11 protein-coding genes are annotated in these 13,991 nt (G+C 47.3%); 4 read left to right on the top strand and 7 right to left on the bottom strand.

Features of this window, described 5'->3' with window-relative positions; translation table 11 throughout:
* Positions 1-7: 7 nt before the first annotated feature.
* From trmH to FKN08_RS12710, 3 genes are all read left to right on the top strand, one after another.
* On the top strand, positions 8-691 hold the full coding sequence (gene trmH, locus FKN08_RS12720; RefSeq protein WP_170892256.1) for a tRNA (guanosine(18)-2'-O)-methyltransferase TrmH: 684 nt from the start codon (positions 8-10) through the stop codon (positions 689-691).
* A gap of 252 nt (positions 692-943) precedes the next feature.
* Complete coding sequence (recG, locus tag FKN08_RS12715; protein WP_170892255.1) at positions 944-3,025, top strand: ATP-dependent DNA helicase RecG; 2,082 nt, start codon at positions 944-946, stop codon at positions 3,023-3,025.
* A gap of 233 nt (positions 3,026-3,258) precedes the next feature.
* Positions 3,259-4,647 (top strand): uracil-xanthine permease family protein, encoded by a 1,389-nt coding sequence (locus FKN08_RS12710; protein ID WP_170892254.1) that lies wholly within the window; start codon positions 3,259-3,261, stop codon positions 4,645-4,647.
* 71 nt (positions 4,648-4,718) lie between these two features.
* Here the strand turns inward: FKN08_RS12710 and envZ are convergent, their stop codons facing one another.
* From envZ to FKN08_RS12685, 5 genes are all read right to left on the bottom strand, one after another.
* Positions 4,719-6,011, bottom strand: a complete 1,293-nt coding sequence (gene envZ, locus FKN08_RS12705) for a two-component system sensor histidine kinase EnvZ (RefSeq protein ID WP_017635003.1) — start codon at positions 6,009-6,011, stop codon at positions 4,719-4,721.
* A gap of 102 nt (positions 6,012-6,113) precedes the next feature.
* Entirely contained in the window at positions 6,114-6,833 is a 720-nt protein-coding gene (ompR, locus tag FKN08_RS12700; protein WP_005394960.1) for a two-component system response regulator OmpR, read from the bottom strand.
* A gap of 129 nt (positions 6,834-6,962) precedes the next feature.
* Positions 6,963-7,358: a DUF1090 domain-containing protein gene (locus FKN08_RS12695; protein ID WP_005394961.1), complete on the bottom strand. Its 396-nt coding sequence runs from the start codon at positions 7,356-7,358 to the stop codon at positions 6,963-6,965.
* Between the two features lie 106 nt (positions 7,359-7,464).
* Positions 7,465-7,956, bottom strand: coding sequence for a transcription elongation factor GreB (greB, locus tag FKN08_RS12690; protein WP_005394962.1), 492 nt, complete (start codon positions 7,954-7,956; stop codon positions 7,465-7,467).
* 117 nt (positions 7,957-8,073) lie between these two features.
* Positions 8,074-9,954, bottom strand: coding sequence for a RimK/LysX family protein (locus tag FKN08_RS12685; RefSeq protein ID WP_170892253.1), 1,881 nt, complete (start codon positions 9,952-9,954; stop codon positions 8,074-8,076).
* A gap of 229 nt (positions 9,955-10,183) precedes the next feature.
* On the opposite strand from FKN08_RS12685, the gene FKN08_RS12680 reads away from it, so the two are divergent.
* The gene (locus FKN08_RS12680; protein ID WP_170892252.1) at positions 10,184-12,505 is read left to right on the top strand and encodes a Tex family protein; all 2,322 of its coding nucleotides are present in this window, start codon (positions 10,184-10,186) and stop codon (positions 12,503-12,505) included.
* A gap of 104 nt (positions 12,506-12,609) precedes the next feature.
* Here FKN08_RS12680 and FKN08_RS12675 read toward each other — a convergent pair whose 3' ends face one another.
* Together FKN08_RS12675 and bioH are read right to left on the bottom strand one after the other, a co-directional pair.
* Positions 12,610-13,074 carry a hypothetical protein gene (locus FKN08_RS12675; RefSeq protein WP_005379316.1) on the bottom strand — a complete coding sequence of 155 codons (465 nt, stop codon included), beginning with the start codon at positions 13,072-13,074 and terminating at the stop codon, positions 12,610-12,612.
* Positions 13,075-13,198: 124 nt separating this feature from the next.
* Positions 13,199-13,966 (bottom strand): pimeloyl-ACP methyl ester esterase BioH, encoded by a 768-nt coding sequence (bioH, locus tag FKN08_RS12670; RefSeq protein WP_006741796.1) that lies wholly within the window; start codon positions 13,964-13,966, stop codon positions 13,199-13,201.
* Positions 13,967-13,991: the final 25 nt, after the last annotated feature.

Genomic DNA, 13,991 nt, shown 5'->3' with positions numbered 1-13,991 from the left:
AATAAATATGAACCTAGAACGTTACAACCGTATTCACCAAGTCCTAAAAACTCGCCAAACTGATCTGACACTTTGTCTCGAAGAAGTACATAAGCCAAACAACGTCTCTGCCGTAATCCGCACCGCTGACGCGACAGGCTTACACAAAGTTCATGCAATTTGGCCTGACAAAATGCGTACGCTGAGCCATACCTCAGCTGGCGCGCGTAACTGGGTTGAAGTGGATACTCACGATTCCATTGAAACTGCGATTACCGAGCTCAAAGCGCAAGGTATGCAGGTTTTGGTGACCAATCTTTCAGACACCGCCGTCGACTTTCGCGAAATCGACTACACCAAACCAACGGCAATCATTTTGGGCAGCGAAAAAGTTGGCGCTTCAGAGCAAGCCAAACAGCTTGCCGATCAAGACATTATTATCCCGATGGTGGGCATGGTGCAGTCACTAAACGTATCGGTTGCCAGTGCCGTGATTTTGTATGAAGCGCAACGTCAACGTGAAGCCGCAGGCATGTACGAACGAGAAGAAAGCGCTCTGCCTAAAGAGACAATCAACCGTATTCTCTTTGAACGTGGTCACCCAGTGCTGGCAAAGGTCGCGAAACGAAAAGGGCTCGTTTACCCACCACTCGATGAAGAAGGTCAAATCATCGCCGATGACGCGTGGTGGCAAGAGATGCAAAGCAAGTAACAGACTTTCGTCATCCTGAACAGCGGCGAAGGGGCGTGATTCAAGATCTAATTCTGGAGTATACAGATGCTGGTAGTGTTAACTTCAGCGACATACTTGTTGGAAATAGAATCCTGATGTCGCTAAAGCCCTCGGAATGATAGGTTATCAGTCAAATCATGACACTAACTAAAGCATGACTATTTTTTCCTGTACAAAAACACAGCTCCATGGTTAACATACTGCTATGTTAACCATTTTCTTGAGCCCTCTATGTCCGCCCAAATGTTATCTGCCGTCCCATTAACCTCCCTTTCTGGAGTTGGCGCGAAAGTCGCAGAAAAACTCGCCAAAGTTGGCTTACATAGCGTTCAAGATTTGCTGTTTCATCTTCCACTGCGCTACGAAGATCGTACCCGTATTTATCCTATTGCTAAACTGCATGCTGGCCTTTGGGCGGCCGTGCAAGGCAAGGTCATGGCAGTCGATACCATCTTCGGTAAGCGCAAAATGTTAACGGTAAAAATCAGCGACGGTAATGGCACTATCACGCTGCGCTTTTTCAACTTTACCGCGGCCATGAAGAACAATTTCACACAAGGTAAGTTAGTACATGCTTACGGTGAAATTAAGCGCGGTGGCATGGGCTTGGAAATTGTTCATCCTGACTACAAGTTTTACGTCAGCGATCAAAAGCCCGATGTAGAACAGAGCTTAACCCCTGTTTATCCCACTACAGATGGTTTACGCCAAATCACATTGCGCAACCTTACCGAACAAGCTTTAGCGCTGCTTGATAAAACCGCAGTGCAGGAATTACTTCCAGCCGGGCTGTATAACCATCAAATCACGATGTCGCAAGCGCTGCACACCATTCATCGCCCACCACCAACCATTAATTTAGATGAGTTTGACGAAGGCAAACATCCTGCTCAAATCCGCTTGATCATGGAAGAGTTGCTCGCACAAAACTTATCGATGCTGGCGGTGCGTAGCAAAGGCCAGAAGGATTCAGCGTTACCTCTCGGTCCTTGCAATAAACTAAAAACGCAGCTTTTAGCCCAACTGCCTTTCTCTCCTACGAACGCTCAAACCCGAGTAGTACAAGAGATTGAAACCGATTTAGAAAAACCCCACCCAATGATGCGCCTAGTGCAAGGTGATGTGGGATCGGGGAAGACGTTGGTTGCCGCTCTGGCCGCCGTTCGTGCCATTGCGCACGGCTATCAGGTGGCACTCATGGCACCAACCGAACTATTGGCTGAGCAACACGCGATCAACTTCGCCAACTGGTTTGAAACAATGGGCATTCAAGTCGGTTGGTTAGCGGGCAAACTCAAAGGTAAGGCAAAGGAAGCCGAGCTGGCTCGCATTGCCAGTGGTGAAGCACAAATGGTAGTGGGTACTCACGCGCTATTCCAAGAGCACGTTGAATTTCATCACCTTGCTTTGGTCATCATTGATGAACAGCACCGCTTCGGTGTCCATCAGCGATTAGAGTTACGTGAAAAAGGCGCAAAACAAGGCGCCTACCCACATCAGTTGATCATGACGGCAACGCCTATTCCTCGCACGTTAGCGATGACCGCATACGCTGACCTGGAAACTTCCGTGATTGACGAACTGCCTCCGGGTCGAACGCCGATTCAAACCGTCGCCATTCCTGACACAAAACGTGACGACATCGTCGAGCGTGTCCGAAATGCCTGCTTAAACGAAGGTAAGCAGGCATATTGGGTGTGTACTCTGATTGATGAGTCGGAAGTATTAGAAGCGCAAGCCGCGGCAGATACCGCTGAAGAGCTTCAACGTAAGCTACCGGACGTAAAAATTGGTCTAGTACACGGCCGAATGAAGCCGGCAGAGAAACAAGCGGTGATGCAAGATTTCAAAGACAATAAACTGCATTTGCTGGTCGCAACGACGGTTATTGAAGTTGGCGTTGATGTGCCAAACTCTAGCTTGATGATCATAGAAAACCCTGAACGTCTTGGTTTGGCACAATTACACCAGTTGAGAGGTCGCGTGGGCCGAGGTTCCGTTGCTAGCCATTGTGTGCTGCTGTACCACTCTCCACTGTCGAAAACCGCGCAAAAACGTCTGGGAGTACTACGTGAAAGTAACGATGGCTTCGTCATCGCACAGAAAGACTTAGAGATTCGTGGTCCGGGCGAACTCTTGGGTACAAAACAGACTGGTCTTGCTGATTTCAAAATCGCAGACTTAGTTCGAGATCAACGTCTGATTCCCGAAGTTCAGCGCATTGCGCGTCATATTCATGACAATTACCCGACTAACGCAACAGCAATTATTGATCGCTGGTTGGGTGAGCGGGATATTTACTCCAAAGCATAGTGATTAAAAGCGAGCCAAATGGCTCGTTTTTTAATACGCTAAAAACCAAAGCAATCGTTTGCTTTTTAGGTAGATCTCTCTATAATCGCGCACAAATTTTTAAGTGTGTTGCATCACACTCCACCAACCTGAGTTGACTCTGATTAACAGCAATCACAGGTAACGACGTCAACTCCACCCTGCTCTCCCATTCAGCGAGATCTGGGAATATATTGCGACTAGCGAGACAAACAATGACAACTTCAAACCGATCTTCGGAACTGGTCTATCAACTCAATGATCGACCACCTTTGCCTCAAACCATTTTTGCCGCACTTCAGCACTTATTGGCGATGTTCGTCGCGGTTATCACTCCGTCACTGATCATCTGTCAGTCTTTGGGTGTACCAGCAGACCAAACGAATACCATCATCAGCATGTCTTTATTTGCGTCAGGCGTGTCTTCGTTTATTCAAATTCGCACCTTTGGCCCAATTGGCTCTGGTTTACTCTCTGTTCAAGGCACCAGCTTTAACTTTTTAGGTCCTATTATTGGTGCAGGCCTATCGCTGAAAGCCGGTGGAGCAGACATCAGCACCATGATGGCTGCCATTTTTGGTACGATTTTAGTCGCATCATTTGCAGAAATTTTCCTATCTCGCGTATTGGAGCATGCCCGCCGAATCATCACTCCGCTCGTTTCAGGCATCGTCGTCACTCTTATCGGCCTCACACTGATTCAAGTCGGCTTAGTATCAATGGGCGGTGGCTACGCAGCATTAAATGAAGGAACCTTCGGCAGCTTAGACAAACTTGCTCTGGCTGGGACGGTACTTGGATTAATTGTGATTTTAAACCGCTCGAAAAACCCATACATCCGTGTGGCTTCAATCGTGATTGCGATGCTAGTGGGTTACATCATGGCGTATTTTATGGGGATGGTAGATACTTCTCAGCTAGGCGCAACCGAGATCGTAGCACTGCCCGTACCAATGCAATATGGCTTATCGTTTGACTGGTCTCTGTTCATTCCGCTGGTACTGATTTTCTTTATTACCGCACTAGAGGCCATCGGTGATATTACCGCAACATCTGAAGTGTCTGGTGAGCCAGTAAAAGGCCCAGTGTACATGAAACGCATTAAGGGCGGTGTGTTAGCAGACGGCTTAAACTCTGCAATCGCAGCCGTGTTTAACAGCTTCCCGAACTCAACGTTTAGCCAGAATAACGGCATCATCATGCTAACAGGAGTCGCGAGCCGCTACGTGGGTTACTTTATTTCTGGCATGTTAGTGATTCTTGGCTTGTTTCCTGGCGTCGCTAGCTTTGTTCAGCTGATTCCTGAGCCAGTACTTGGCGGCGCAACGATTGTCATGTTTGGTACGATTGCTGCCGCTGGTGTGCGTATTATCTCTCGTGTTGAGCTCGATCGCCGCGCAATTCTGATCATGGCCTTATCCTTCTCAATGGGACTTGGTATCGCACAAAAACCAGAGATCCTGCAATTTATGCCAGAATTTATTAAGAGTATTTTCTCCACTGGCGTTGCTGCAGGTGGTATCACAGCGATCATTTTAAATCTACTTCTGCCAGAGAAACTGGAAGACGAAGATGAACTTCCTCAGGAAGTGAAAGAGTCTTAAGATTATTGAGAATAAGAAAAGCCCAACCTATTTAGGTTGGGCTTTTTGTTTAAAGGGTGCAGGCCATCGACTTACTTGGTAGGAAAGCTGATTTGAGCGATTAAACCGCCTTCACTGCGATTACGCATCACCACAGAGCCTGAATGTTGGCTGATTATACGCTTCACAATCGCCAACCCTAGCCCAGTGCCTTCACTACCGCGAGCGGTGTCACCACGCGTAAAGGGTTCAAATAACCTCGCGATTTGAGAATGCTCGATACCCGGTCCGTTGTCCTCTACTGAAATCCACACTAGCTGCTTATCTGCTGTCACACCAGTGCTGATTTTGACCCAGCCATTGCCATAACGTAGCGCATTCACAACTAAGTTACTGATCGCCCGCTTAATCGCAATCGCGCTCCCTTTGGCTGGCGGCAAGTTAAGATTAAGATCTGTTTCAATTTCAACCTCATAACCACCTTCAGAACTGGCGACGTCACTGGCAATCGTACTGATATCAACCGCTTCAAACGATTCTTGGTTCACCGGTTTGAGATAATCCATAAACTGACTGATGATCTCATTGCATTCTTCCGTATCGCTAATGATCCCTTCAGCAAGGTAGCTGTCCTCGGGAGACATCATTTCTGTCGCTAAGCGAATGCGCGTCAGCGGTGTTCGCAAGTCATGGCTAATCCCCGCCATTAATAGGGCGCGATCTTCTTCGAGCTCCTGAATGCCTTTGGACATTTGATTAAACGCTCGGGTGACAGAGCGAATTTCCGATGCGCCTTTTTCTGCCAACGGTGGCGGGATTTCACCTCGACCGACGTCTTTCGCGGCTCTCTCTAAAGCCAAAAGTGGGCGGTTTTGTAAACGAATAAACAACCAACCACCAGCAATGATCAGCAGCGCCATAATCAAGCTGTTACGAAACAGCGGTGCAAAATCTTCTTCTTGCAGCTCAGATAAAGGAATACGAATGATGGAGTTCGGCAACTTTTCGATGTGCATCCACAAGATGTAACTTTCATCGCCAAGTAATAAGCGCACTTCGGTGGGCGAACCTAGCTCTTGACTCATTTCTTCAGACATCAAATCAATCGACATCGCGTGATGAAATTCAACCGCTTTATCACTGTCGAGGCTGTGAACCGTCACCCCCAGCCTTTCTAATAATTGACGTCTCAGCGGTGCATCAGATTTTAATGGCCCTTCATCATCAAGCACCAAATTAAGCTCATGGGCGAGAATTTTATTGAACTGCTGCAAACTCGGCATCAACGCGTAATTAAAAACGGCGTAGTAAGAGAAAACTTGGCTAGCGAGAAGCAGAGAGATGAACAGCAGAATAGATTGTGTCAGTGAACTTCGGATGCGCATGGAACGTTCCTGGTGGTCCTAATCGCGAAATTTCAGCCTTCGAAGGGAAGGACTTGAAGGCTGAAGTTGCTATAGCCAAGTGCTGGCTATTGAGTGAGGAGATTACACCTCTTTGCCGTCTGGGACGAAAACGTAACCTAAGCCCCACACGGTTTGAATGTAGCGTGGCTTGCTTGGATCATCTTCTAACATGCGACGCAAACGTGAGATTTGCACGTCAATAGAACGTTCCATCGCAGAATATTCACGGCCACGTGCCATGTTCATCAATTTGTCTCGTGACATCGGCTCTCGCGCATTCGTCACGAGCGCTTTCAGGACAGCAAACTCTCCTGAGGTCAGTGGCATTGCCTCGTCACCGCGGAACATCTCGCGAGTGCCTAGATTGAGTCGGAACTCACCAAACTCCACTACTTTTTCTTCGGTGCTTGGCGCGCCCGGCAACTCTACGGTTTGACGACGTAATACGGCTTTAATGCGAGCGAGTAATTCACGTGGGTTAAATGGTTTTGGCAAATAATCATCCGCCCCCACTTCCAGACCCACAATGCGGTCCACTTCATCACCTTTCGCGGTGAGCATTAAGATTGGCAGCATGTTGTTTGCATGGCGTAGACGACGACAAATCGACAAACCGTCTTCACCTGGCAACATTAGGTCCAGCACCATTAAGTGAAAGTTTTCGCGCGTTAGTAGGCGATCCATCTGTTCGCCATTGGCGACACTTCGGACCTGAAAACCTTGCTCAGAAAGGTAACGCTCCAATAGAGCACGTAAACGAGCATCGTCATCAACCACTAAAATTTTATGATTTTCTTGCATTGAAACATCCTTTCAGAAGCATCTATTGTCGAAAATGTATCACTGTTTTTCCTAACGTGCTCAAGCAAATTGTTACTCTTTTTATCTTAAGCGCTTTATTTTCTCTCTAGCAGGTATTTTCAGCACCTACTATTGGCCATAATTCCATTCCAGTTCACGTTTGGCCTCAAGTAACTCTTGTTGTGCTTCTGCCAATTTGTGACGTTTTTTCTCGATTTTGTCTGCTTTCCCTGAACGCTGCGCTTCCGCTAATTCTTGCTCACGCTCCTCAACGTCTCGCGCCTTTTCGTCCACTTCCGCTTGCAGTTCTTGACGCAGTTCACCTTCCGAACATTCATTCTGGATAGCGGTAAGTGCCTGTTCTAAGCCTTTAATTCGATGTTCATTACCTTGTGCTTTCGCATACTCAAGCTGCTGTTCTACCGCTAACTCTTTGGCGTCACAGCCTTTCACTTCATCTTGAGCAAAAACTGATAGTGAGAATCCTATTGTTAGTGCAGCGCTACACATGACTGCTTTGTTCATTTTACTTCTCCGATAAAGGCATCATGCCTTTGTATCCAATAAGCTGACATTGAGACCCAAACAACTTTTGAGTCAACCTCAAAAGACTTGAGTCCGCGATAAAGCCTCAGTCTTCCAAGGCTGGTTTGTTGTATTCAATCGAGTTAATGAACCACTCTTTTTCACCTTCTGGGGTTCGCACCGTGAACTCTTCATCCACTTGTTTTTTCAACATCGCTCGCGCCATAGGTGAATCGATAGAGATGTAGTCTTTCGCATCTCCATAAATCTCTTCAGGCCCAACTATGCGGAACTTCTTCACCTCTCCTGCCTCATTTTCTATTTCAACCCAAGCACCAAAAAAGACTTTGCCTTCTTGCTGTGGAGAATAGTCAACGATCGTGACTTCAGGCAGAAACTTGCGAAGAAATCGAACACGACGATCGATCTGACGAAGCAGACGTTTGTTGAAGGTGTAATCCGCATTTTCTGAGCGATCGCCCAGGCTCGCCGCCCAAGTGACGATTTTGGTGATTTCAGGACGCTTTTCATTCCAAAGGTAATCATGCTCTTGTTTGAGTTTGTTATAACCTTCACGGGTAATCAGCTTAGTTTTCAAGTTAACTCCTATCTCAACTAAAAAATGCCGCTCTTGAGCAGCATTAAGGAGATGATATACCCAAAGCACTGGCTTCGTTCGGGCTTTGGGTATCAAGATAATAAGGCGGCCAGAGTGCTACTTTTCGTAATCTGGTTTTTGCGTCACGATGTAATTCGTATCACTCGAAACAACCGCGCCATGTTTTAGGAAGTTTTTACCTAAAATCATGCTGTAATGGAAGCGACCTCGGTCTTGCAAATTGACTCGGATCTTCTTCTCTAACTCGCCAAGTTTAACGTGCATTTCTACTACCGGCCGTTCGTTGGCCTTTTCTCCTTTTTTGGCCGTTATACGCATGACATCCACCACCTCACGGGTAAACGCCTTGGTCATGCCTAGATCGTTTTCATAAGTAAAGCTCACCATATCTTTACCGTCTTTTTGAAAGCGCTTGATGTCCTTGGCATTAATCGAGCTCACGTCAGCACCAGTGTCCAATTTAACAGGGAAAGACATCCCTTCCACTTCAGCCACTTCGATATGACCGGCTTTGAAAAGCGGTCTTGCATCTAGTAAATGGTCGGCGCGAGTATTCAGCAGCACACCGCCTTTGGCGATGTCATGACCAAAAACGAAAAATGGTTGCGTCTCGTCTTCATCTAGCACATCGAGTGCAAATTCCATTGATGTCTCTTTGCTACCGAAAAGGAAATCGCCATCAACAACGGGACGCACAGTGCTACCCACTTTGAGTTTTTTCACCACAGGCTTGGTAATTTTTTCTTCTTTACCCTCATCGTTCATTAAATAAAACGTGACGGATTCATCCTTACCTTTTTCTGTTACTTCAAAGCCATTTACACGCAGTAATGGCGTTTTCACCGTAAACGTGGGGTAAGCAGGAACGGTATAACCATCAATGGTGACTTGTTCTTCCGGTGAAATCACGAGGGGCTTTGACTTGAGTGCGCTCTTGAACGTTTTTTCAACACCGCCCAATAGGTTTTCTCTGTCGGTATCAATCACAAAGTGTTGGCTCGCGACATCCTGACCCAAGCGAATTTGTGAACTGAACTTACTGCGGTCACGCAAATAGACTAACCAACGTTGAGTTTCGTTTTCGTCGATTTTCACTGGTAAGTAGACCAACGGACGCTCGCTCTTGGTGGTTTTCAGCATGCGTACCAAAGGTAACGTCATTGGGTGGCGCTTGCCGTTTTCACCTTCTAGCGTGAAAGAAACTTCATTGTTCTTTTTATCAACCTTGATATCCAGTGCGTGAACGTTGGTGTAGCGGCTGGTGGTTGAGATGCTGATCTTGTATGGCACACCCTCAACTTCAACCGTCTCTTTTTTGCCGATCATTTTTGCGCTTGGTTGCTCTTGAAGATAGTCGTAGCCAGCGAATACCCACGCATTGTTATCGAGATAGGTTTTACCAATCAAGATAGGAGAAGAGAATTGCGTGCGCTTGGTCAGGTTCACTTCTGTATCAACGGTGTGGCCTGCAATCGTCATCGGCATTTTTATCGTCGGGCGTAAAATAGGCTTTTTGCTTGTTCGACTACGAATAGCGCTCACTCGCTCCAGATCATCGGTAATCTGTATTTCTTTTCCTGTGTAAGGATGAGGAACCGTAAAGCTCACCTTCACTTGATATGGTTTAAAAGTATCGGCATCCCACTTCGCCTTCGTCCCACCTAAATCATCGACAATCGCCCACAACAACTCGTTGTCTTTCAAGTTCTGGTAGTCAGGATGAGAGCTACTGACATGGATGTTCTCTGCATGCATAGACGTGGTGTCAGCACCAGTATCAATCTTGCCAATAAATGGTACCGCTTTTAGCTCTGGAATATCACTGTAGTAAACACTCTCCACTCGTCCAAGCACCAACTTGTCATCAAGCTGATATACAGGGTCTTGTGTGGTTGCTGATATGGATTGTGCCCAACTAAGCGGGGCGAAAAGTAAGGCACTCGTAAGCGCTAACGCCAAAGACATTTTTTTCATCATGATTATCCGTATAAGCCGAGGTACATTTAGTTATATCAATAACCGTGGATATAGGTTAGTCGATAGTTGCGGATATAAGTTCTCAATTTAATTACAGTTTTGACACAAATCTGACTGATGTCCACCAGCGCCCGGTAAATTTTTGTCTCGTTAATTTAAAACATTGCAAATTCTTCGAACGACCCCAATGTTCTATACAACCCAAACCGAATTGAAAGAGAAAACACGGATGAGCCAAGCTATCTGTCGTATGATTGCTCAAGAACTGAATGTTCGCCCTGAGCAAGTCAACGCCGCTGTCACCCTAATTGATGACGGTAACACCGTCCCTTTTATTGCACGTTACCGCAAAGAGGTGACGGGTGGCCTTGATGATACCCAACTGCGTACTCTGGACAGCCGTCTGTCTTACCTTCGTGAAATGGATGACCGCCGTCAAACCATTCTCAAATCGATCCAAGAGCAAGGCAAACTGACGCCTGAGCTTGAGCAAGAAATTATTCAAGCCGATAGCAAGACTCGTCTTGAAGACCTTTACTTACCTTACAAACCTAAACGCCGAACTAAAGGCCAAATCGCCATTGAAGCCGGCCTAGAACCGCTAGCTGACATGCTGTGGAATCATCCGCAAACCGAGCCAGAAAGCGAAGCAAGTAAATATCTTGATGCCGACAAAGGCATCACAGATACCAAAGCCGCCCTAGACGGTGCCCGTGCGATCATCATGGAACGCATTGCTGAAGACGCAAACTTACTGGAAAAAATCCGTAACCACTTAAATCGTAATGCGGAACTTGTCTCACGAGTCGTTGAAGGAAAAGAGCAAGAAGGTGAGAAGTTCAAAGATTACTTCAATCACAACGAACCGCTGAGCAAAGTCCCTTCTCACCGTGCACTTGCGATGTTGCGCGGCCGCAATGAAGGCTTCCTGACTTTAGCCATGAACGCTGACCCAGAGCAGGAAGAAGGTGTTCGCCAATCTTACTGTGAAACCATCATTGCCGACCATTATGGTGTAACGTTAAGTAGCGCACCAGCAGATGCATGGCGCAAACAAGTGATCAGCTGGGCATGGCGCATCAAGGTATCGATGCACATGGAAACCGAATTGATGGGCGCAATGAAAGAGCGTGCTGAAATTGAAGCGATTGAAGTATTTGCGACTAACCTAAAAGATTTGTTAATGGCGGCGCCGGCAGGTCCTCGCGCAACACTTGGTCTCGATCCTGGCCTGCGTACCGGTTCAAAAATCGCGGTTGTCGATTCAACGGGTAAAGTTCTGGCTACGGAAACCATCTACCCTCACCCTCCGCAAAAACAATACGACAAATCAGCGCAAATCGTTGACCAGTTAGTGCGTAAGTACAACGTGGATTTAATTGCGATTGGTAACGGCACGGCTTCTCGTGAAACCGATAGCTTTGTCGCAGACGTAATCAAACGCGGCAACCTAAAAGTTCAGAAAATCATCGTCAGCGAAGCAGGCGCATCGGTGTACTCGGCCTCTGAACTCGCAGCGAAAGAGTTCCCGAATATGGACGTATCACTGCGTGGTGCAGTGTCGATTGCGCGTCGTTTGCAAGATCCATTGGCTGAGCTCGTGAAAATCGATCCGAAATCGATCGGTGTGGGTCAATACCAGCACGATGTAAGCCAATCTATGTTGGCAAAACGCCTAGATGCGATTGTGGAAGACTGTGTAAACGCGGTTGGCGTTGATGTGAACACGGCTTCTGCCGCACTATTAACGCGCGTAGCAGGCTTATCAAGCACCATCGCGCAGAACATTGTCGACTTCCGCGACGAAAATGGCCGCTTCGAAGCACGTACGACGTTGAAGAAAGTACCTCGCTTGGGTCCTAAAGCGTTCGAACAGTGTGCGGGCTTCCTACGTATTATGGACGGCAAGAACCCACTTGATGCTTCAGCAGTCCACCCGGAAGCATACCCAGTAGTCAAAGCAATTGCTGAGAAAAACAGCAAAGACATCAAGGCACTGATTGGTGACTCAGCATTCCTCAAAGGCTTACACGCTGTGGACTATACCGATGAACACTTTGGTGTCCCAACGGTTACCGATATCATCAAAGAGCTGGATAAACCGGGTCGTGACCCACGTCCTGAATTCAAGACCGCTACGTTTGCAGAAGGCGTAAACTCAGTTTCTGATCTAGAACCGGGCATGATCCTAGAAGGCGTGGTCTCGAACGTAGCCAACTTTGGTGCCTTCGTCGATATCGGTGTTCACCAAGATGGTCTGGTCCACATTTCTGCGCTGACTGACCGCTATGTTTCTGATCCACGTGAAGTCGTGAAAGCAGGTGACATCGTCAAAGTAAAAGTGATGGAAGTGGACGTACAGCGTAAGCGTATTGGTCTATCGATGCGTATGAAAGACGAACCGGGTCAAGATAACCGAAGCCAACGCTCTTCAGCCGCACCGCGTCGTAATAACCAAGCACAACGTCGTCAGCCTCGCCGCGATGAGTCTTCATCGAACAGTGCAATGGGCGGTGCTTTTGCGGCAGCGTTTGCTAAAGCGAAAAAGTAATCTCGCCTAGGCTCACCGCTAACGAGCTTTCATAGCTAAAAAGAAAACGCTCCAATCAGTTCAATCTGCTTGGAGCGTTTTTGTTTGAGTAGGATATTGAGTCGTCATAATACTGCTATCACTTCTGACGGGGTATGGGGAGCGACTGCATGACCATAATGAAACTTGATCACCTTCCTGCGCTTTTCCATTAATCCTTCATTGATCGCAGCATCCAAAATGCGCTTTGGTAAGCGAAAACGAATTGCGTAGCCCTTACCTTGGTCTTCACTGTACGACTTGAGCGCAAGCAAACTAAAAAGCCGTTCTAGTGTATCTTCCGGCTCTTCTTGATAACGCGTGTCGACTTCTGTTTCCATGTCATAATCAGGATGCTCTGAAGGATCCCAAGAAGACTGACGTCGGCGCTTGTCATCGCCTTTTACTTTTCGCTCTGCATTGGTTTTGGCCAATGCGACCGTTGGCGTCACAGGCTCTCGGACTTTATTGTCGCGAGCTGCTTGTTCCGTCTGCACATTCACGGATGGGGCGATCAGTGGCACACTTACGTTGGTCGGTGACACAATCATTGCGAACCCTCCTCAGAGTCGCCCAACTCGTCAATATGGCTTAGCTTTATTGGCTAATAAAACCTCACCAACCTTTATGTCGACCACTTTTTAAACAGCTTGAGCTTTTTCCGCTCGTGTTTGATTAATCGTGAGCAAACTCTCGAATTTGGGCACAAAACTCGTCATGTTCGGTCATAAAGGGCGCATGAGAGGACTGATTGAAAACAAACTGCTGAGTATGAGGTAACTGTTCACTTAAATCATTCGCCACTTTAATCGGCACCAATCCATCCAAACGACCATAAAGACGCAGCATTGGTACAGAAAGAGACGTCAATGCATCGCGCAGATCCACATCAGCAAGGATGTTTAGCCCAACCAACAGCGACTCAGGGTTTGGCTGAGGGCGCGACAGTACCGCTTGCTTGAGTTGTTTCACATCTTTGCGTGCAGATGGACTGCCCATCGCTTGCAACGCCATAAAGCGCTCAATGGTCAGTGAAAAATCTTCTAACAACTGAGAGGTGAACGCGCTCAGTACATTCGGTTGAATGCCGCGCCACGGTTTTTCTGCGGCAAATTTTGGTGAACTGGCTACGGTGATCAACTTAGTCACACGCTCGGGCATGTTTAATGCGACATGCGTCGCCACTAAGCCTCCGAGGGACCAGCCAAGCCAAATCGCTTTCTTTGGCGCACTTTGCGCGACCAAGTTAGCAATATGGTCTAAATCTTCACCATGATGCTCGGCACTGTGTCCATAGCCCGGAAGGTCAACAACATGAACACGGAAATCGGTTTGAAGTGATTCGACGGTTTGCTGCCAAACCGCGCCATTCATACCCCAACCATGTAACAACACCAGATCTGGTCCTTCACCAAACGACTGCCAATGTAATTTCGTGCTCATGCTCTCAATCTCTCCCACTAATTTT

Origin of the sequence: Vibrio sp. 1-2 (7-a) (assembly GCF_013048515.1) — a bacterium.
Taxonomy (GTDB): domain Bacteria; phylum Pseudomonadota; class Gammaproteobacteria; order Enterobacterales; family Vibrionaceae; genus Vibrio; species Vibrio diabolicus.
This window is presented reverse-complemented; position numbering and strand designations above follow the sequence as displayed.

Coding starts and splice junctions, on each gene's coding strand:
- FKN08_RS12710 (WP_170892254.1), top strand. CDS start 3,259: ATGACAACTTCAAACCGATCTTCGGAACTGGTCTATCAACTCAATGAT.
- bioH (WP_006741796.1), bottom strand. CDS start 13,966: ATGAGCACGAAATTACATTGGCAGTCGTTTGGTGAAGGACCAGATCTG.
- FKN08_RS12685 (WP_170892253.1), bottom strand. CDS start 9,954: ATGATGAAAAAAATGTCTTTGGCGTTAGCGCTTACGAGTGCCTTACTT.
- envZ (WP_017635003.1), bottom strand. CDS start 6,011: ATGCGCATCCGAAGTTCACTGACACAATCTATTCTGCTGTTCATCTCT.
- FKN08_RS12675 (WP_005379316.1), bottom strand. CDS start 13,074: ATGATTGTGTCACCGACCAACGTAAGTGTGCCACTGATCGCCCCATCC.
- ompR (WP_005394960.1), bottom strand. CDS start 6,833: ATGCAAGAAAATCATAAAATTTTAGTGGTTGATGACGATGCTCGTTTA.
- FKN08_RS12680 (WP_170892252.1), top strand. CDS start 10,184: ATGAGCCAAGCTATCTGTCGTATGATTGCTCAAGAACTGAATGTTCGC.
- FKN08_RS12695 (WP_005394961.1), bottom strand. CDS start 7,358: ATGAACAAAGCAGTCATGTGTAGCGCTGCACTAACAATAGGATTCTCA.
- recG (WP_170892255.1), top strand. CDS start 944: ATGTCCGCCCAAATGTTATCTGCCGTCCCATTAACCTCCCTTTCTGGA.
- trmH (WP_170892256.1), top strand. CDS start 8: ATGAACCTAGAACGTTACAACCGTATTCACCAAGTCCTAAAAACTCGC.